The sequence below is a fragment of the Embleya sp. NPDC025285 genome (genome assembly GCF_055558835.1).
The window spans coordinates 1-5,060 of the sequence record NZ_JBVHLU010000229.1; the positions used below are offsets into that span (position 1 = coordinate 1).

A 5,060-nucleotide genomic window follows, 5' to 3' on the forward strand; every position below is an offset into this window, starting at 1 on the left:
GCCTCGCTCGGGGCTTCGTGTCCCTCCGCTTCGCTCCGGGGCACGAAGCCCAAGCTTGCGGCTCCGCCGCTCTCCGCGCTTCGCGCGTCGATCACTGGGGTGGGCCGGGGTCGGGGGCGCTGACGCGCCAGGGTGCGGGCGGGTTCGGCGGCCTGGGGGAGGCCCGGGTCGGGCTCGTGGCCGGGGTGCCTGCCGTCGGTCGGGCGTGCCGGGGGCTGTTGGGTGGGCCGGCCCTATCCACCTCCAGGCCCACGCCCGCGGCTCGGGGCCGCCCCGAACCCCTGGCCCACGCTGCGCCTCGGGGTCTCCGCCCCCGTCCCGGATCCCCGTCACGCGCCCCGGGTTCCCGCCCCGCACCCCCGCTCCGCGGCCTCGCGCCGCGGCCGCGTCGCAGCCGGCCGGCGGAAGGGGCGGATTCCGGGGGCGCATAGGGTTGGGGGTATGACGACGGTGCTCTTTGTGCGGCACGGGCGGACCACGGCGAACTCCTCTGGGGTGTTGGCCGGTTGGACGCCGGGGGTGTTCCTGGACGATCGGGGCGAGGAACAGGCCGCGGCGTTGGGGCGGCGGATTGCCGAGGTGCCGCTCGCGGCGGTGGTGACCAGTCCGTTGGAGCGGTGTCGGCAGACGTCCGAGGCGGTGTTGTCGGCCCGGGCCGGCACCAAGTTCGCGTTGGACACCGGTGCGCAGGTGGACGAGCGGGTCGGCGAGTGTCGGTACGGCGACTGGACCGGGCGGGAGCTGAAGAAGCTCGCCGAGGAACCGCTGTGGAAGACCGTGCAGATGCATCCGAGTGCGGTCACCTTCCCCGGCGCGGGGGGCGAGGCCCTGCGCACCACGCAGGCCCGGGCCGTGGACGCCGTCCGGGAGTGGAACGAGCGGATCGCCGCCGAGCACGGGGCGGACGCGATGTACCTGGTCTGCTCGCACGGCGACGTGATCAAGGCCCTGGTCGCGGACGCGCTCGGGATGCACCTGGACCTGTTCCAGCGCATCCAGGTCGACCCGTGCTCGCTCACGGTGATCACGTACGGCGCACACCGACCGAGCGTCGGACGGCTCAACGACACCGGCGGCTCGGTGGCCGGGCTGCTGTCGGCGCCGGACGGTCGGCACGCGCCCGCGTCGGGTGACGCGGTGGTGGGCGGCGGAGCCGGCGCGCCGTAGGGTGCTTGGGAGGGCGCACTCCCCCCGCGCGCCCTCGCCCGACCCGGACCGCCCCCGCCGGGGCGGGATCATTCGGGCAAGATCGAACCCGTGGAAACGGGCAGGATCATCCGGGAATACCACTTCGGATCCGGCGGATATAACCGTGCGGGACCCGGATAGGCCGGATGAACGGATACGACCGGGTAGGACACCGGTCCGCGCCACACCAGCTCCACCGCCATCCCATCGACAGACGACTTCCGAGACAGACCAGCCCCGAGACCGCCACCCACCCCGTCCCGCTCTCGACAGAAACACGGAGCAGCTCGTGCCCCGCCAGGTCTTCCTGTACGACCCCCCGGAGCGGTTCGTCGCCGGCACCGTAGGTGAGCCCGGCCAGCGAACCTTCTTCCTTCAGGCCTCCGCCGCCGGCCGCGTGACCAGCGTCGCCCTGGAGAAGACCCAGGTGTCCGTACTGGCCGAACGCGTCGACGAATTGCTCGACGAGCTGGTTCGCCGCACCGGCGGCGAAACCGCCGTGCCGGCCGTGACGCCGACCGAACTCGAGGACTCCGGCCCGCTGTTGCCGCCGATCCTGGAGGAGTTCCGGGTCGGCACGATGGCGCTCGCGTGGGATGCCGACGACGAGCGTCTCGTGGTCGAGGCGCAGGCCCAGGTCCCCGACGACGACGCCCCCGAGGACACCCTGCTCGGCGATGACGACGACGAGGACGGGCCGCCGTTGCTGCGGGTCCGGCTCACCGGTGGTCAGGCCCGGGCGTTCGCCAAGCGCGCGCTGCTCGTGGTCGCGGCGGGCCGCCCGTCGTGCCCGTTCTGCGGGCTGCCGATGGATCCCGAGGGCCACATCTGCCCGCGCGCCAACGGGTATCGGCGTTGACCACGGTCCTCGACGCCGCCGCCGTCCCGGAGCTGTTGCGCCGGGGCGAGCTGACGGTGCAGGCGCGCCTGGAGGACGCCTCCAACGCGACGCTGTACTGCGTGGCCACGCTCGACGGGGTGTCGCTGCCCTGCGTGTGGAAGCCGGTCGCGGGCGAGCGGCCGCTGTGGGACTTCCCCGACGGCACGTTGGCGGGGCGCGAGATGGCCGCGTACGAGGTGTCCGAGGCGCTCGGCTGGAACATCGTGCCGACCACCGTGTTGCGCGAGGGTCCGTACGGCACGGGCATGTGCCAGGTGTGGATCGACCACAAGCCCGCCGACGACGAGCCGGAACCGGTGGCGATCCTGCCCGCCGTGGACCCGGGCCCGGCCTGGAAGCCGATCGCGCACGTGGTCGTCCCGGACGAACACGGCAAGGAGCAGCCCGCGCTGCTCGTGCACGCCGCCGCCGACGCACTGCGTCGGATCGCCGTCTTCGACGCGGTGATCAACAACGCCGACCGCAAGGGCGGCCACCTGCTGCCCGGCCCCGACGGGCACGTGTACGGGATCGACCACGGCATCTGCTTCCACGTCGAGGACAAGCTGCGCACGCTGCTGTGGGGCTGGGCCGGCGAACCGCTGGCGGCCGACGCGCACGCGGCGCTGACGTCGCTGTCGGCCGAGTTGGCGGGTTCGCTCGGTGCCCGGCTGGGTGAATTGATTACGCCGGACGAGGTGACCGCGACCCGCGAACGGGTGAGAGTTCTACTCGCCGACGACCGGCTTCCGAAGCCGGATGGTCGCCGGCATGTGATCCCATGGCCGCCGATCTAGCGTGATCGCCGATCCGACCGCGGCCGGCTCCGGGCTCGGTCCCCGGCTCGGGCGGGGCTCGGATCCCGGTTCGGCGAAGACGTCCGAGGGGACGACGAGGTCGGAGGGGACGACGAGACGGTGTCCTCGACCCGAGCGCCGGGCGACGACGCGGTCCCCGACCGGGGCGTTGGGGGAAGACGCGGAAAATTGGTCCGTCAACCCTGGAAGATCTTCCACCCCTGCGGACGTTAGTCTCATACGTATGTATGCCTGGCCTGCACCCGAGCTCCCCGTTCTCCCTGGTCAGGGTGCGTCCCTGCGCGTGTACGACAGCTCCGTGCGCGATCATGTGACGATCACCCCGGGACCGGTCGCGCGGCTGTACGTGTGCGGCATCACCCCGTACGACGCAACCCACATGGGGCATGCCGCGACCTATGTCGTGTTCGACCTGCTCCAGCGCGTCTGGCGGGACGCCGGCCTCGAAGTCGACTACGTGCAGAACGTCACCGACGTCGACGACCCGCTCCTGGAGCGGGCCGAGCGGGACGGGATCGACTGGGTCGAGCTGGCTCAGCGCGAGACCACGCTGTTCCGTGAGGACATGGCGTCGTTGCGGGTGCTCCCGCCCGCCAACTACATCGGCGTGGTCGAGGCGATCCCGCTGATCGTGCCGCTGATCGAGGATCTGATCGCGAAGGACGCGGCCTACTCGGTGGATGGCGACATCTACTTCTCGATCGTGTCCGACCAACGCTTCGGCGGAGTTTCCGGCTACACCGCCGCCCGAATGCTGGAGATCTTCGGCGAGCGCGGCGGCGATCCGGAGCGGGCGGGCAAGAAGGACCCGCTCGACCCGCTGCTGTGGCGCGCGGCCCGGCCCGGCGAGCCGTCCTGGGACGCGTCGTTCGGCGCGGGCCGGCCAGGTTGGCACATCGAGTGTGTGGCGATCGCGCTCAAGTACCTGGGCATGGGCTTCGACGTGCAGGGGGGCGGCAGCGACCTGGTCTTCCCGCATCACGAGATGGGCGCGTCGCACGCGCACGTGGTCACCGGCGAGGTGCCGTACGCGAAGGCCTACGTACACGCCGGCATGGTCGCGCTCGACGGCGAGAAGATGTCCAAGTCGCGCGGCAACCTGGTGTTCGTCTCCAAGCTGCGCCGCGAGGGCGTGGACCCGATGGCCATCCGCCTGGTCCTGCTGGCCCACCACTACCGCAGCGACTGGGAGTGGACCGACGAGGTCCTGGCGGACGCCACCACCCGGCTCGCCACGTGGCGCGCGGCGGTCGGCCGTCCGGACGGGCCGGACACCACCGAACTGCTCGCCGGCATCCGCGAACGCATGGCCGACGACCTGGACGCCCCCGGCGCACTGGCCGCGATGGACGCGTGGGCGGCCCGGCAACTCGCCGAGGGCGGCGACGACATGTCCGCTCCGGGCGTGGCCTCTCGCGCCCTGGACGCGATCCTCGGCGTGGCCCTCTGACCCTCGGGCCACCCGCCCGAAGGCGCAGCGAGCGCCGGCCCCCGACGCTCGACCCGACGCCTCGCCTCGGTCGAACACCGCCACGATCGCCCGTCGCCGTCCCCGGGCCGGCCACAACCGGCCCGACCACCGCACGACCGAAGCCCCGAGCACCACGAAGGCCCCGACCGGCAGTGCCCGGTCGGGGCCTTCGGGTGCGGCGAGCCGGGTGATCCCGGCTCCTCGCGGCGGACGTCGAACAGGTACCGCTCCGGCCGGCCACACCCCCGCGACGGCCGACCGGAACGGCTCCTCGTCCACGACCCCAGCAGATCACGCGGGCCGGTCCCGGCACTTCAGGGGAAGCCCTCACATTCCGAGAAGTGGGTGAGGGGTACCCGAGGGAGTCCGGGGCGGCCGACCGCGATCCGGGGTCGGACCGGACCCGATCGGGCCCGGTCACGCCGTCGACGACAGACGACGGACGCGGATGACCGATGTGACGGACGACAGGTGGTCACGCCTCCATCAGCAGGTATTGCCGCACGTCCAGGTAGCCGGACCGGAAACCGGCCTCGGACCAGGACAGATACAGGTTCCACATACGCCGGAACACATGGTCGAAGCCCAACGAATCGACCTCGTCCGCACGCCGGTTGAAGCGCTCGCGCCACAGCCGCAACGTCTCGGCGTAGTGCGGGCCGTACGACCTGCTGTCGGCGACCCGCAGCCGGGTGGCCGAAGT

General features: G+C 72.2%; 5 protein-coding genes. 4 read left to right on the plus strand and 1 reads right to left on the minus strand.

Features of this window, described 5'->3' with window-relative positions; genetic code table 11:
• Positions 1-441 precede the first annotated feature (441 nt).
• From ACZ4FV_RS51595 to mshC, 4 genes are all read left to right on the plus strand, one after another.
• Positions 442-1,167, plus strand: coding sequence for a histidine phosphatase family protein (locus tag ACZ4FV_RS51595; RefSeq protein ID WP_395863496.1), 726 nt, complete (start codon positions 442-444; stop codon positions 1,165-1,167).
• Between the two features lie 310 nt (positions 1,168-1,477).
• Complete coding sequence (locus tag ACZ4FV_RS51600) at positions 1,478-2,047, plus strand: DUF3090 domain-containing protein (protein WP_395863494.1); 570 nt, start codon at positions 1,478-1,480, stop codon at positions 2,045-2,047.
• On the plus strand, positions 2,017-2,865 hold the full coding sequence (locus ACZ4FV_RS51605; protein ID WP_395864053.1) for an SCO1664 family protein: 849 nt from the start codon (positions 2,017-2,019) through the stop codon (positions 2,863-2,865). Before ACZ4FV_RS51600 ends, ACZ4FV_RS51605 begins: the two co-directional genes overlap by 31 nt.
• A 244-nt stretch (positions 2,866-3,109) precedes the next feature.
• Positions 3,110-4,336, plus strand: coding sequence for a cysteine--1-D-myo-inosityl 2-amino-2-deoxy-alpha-D-glucopyranoside ligase (gene mshC, locus ACZ4FV_RS51610; RefSeq protein ID WP_465328351.1), 1,227 nt, complete (start codon positions 3,110-3,112; stop codon positions 4,334-4,336).
• A gap of 496 nt (positions 4,337-4,832) precedes the next feature.
• On the opposite strand, the gene ACZ4FV_RS51615 is transcribed toward mshC, so the two are convergent.
• A partial coding sequence (locus ACZ4FV_RS51615; RefSeq protein WP_465328353.1) for a class I SAM-dependent methyltransferase occupies positions 4,833-5,060 on the minus strand: 228 nt, incomplete at its 5' end.

Coding starts and splice junctions, on each gene's coding strand:
- ACZ4FV_RS51595 (WP_395863496.1), top strand. CDS start 442: ATGACGACGGTGCTCTTTGTGCGGCACGGGCGGACCACGGCGAACTCC.
- mshC (WP_465328351.1), top strand. CDS start 3,110: ATGTATGCCTGGCCTGCACCCGAGCTCCCCGTTCTCCCTGGTCAGGGT.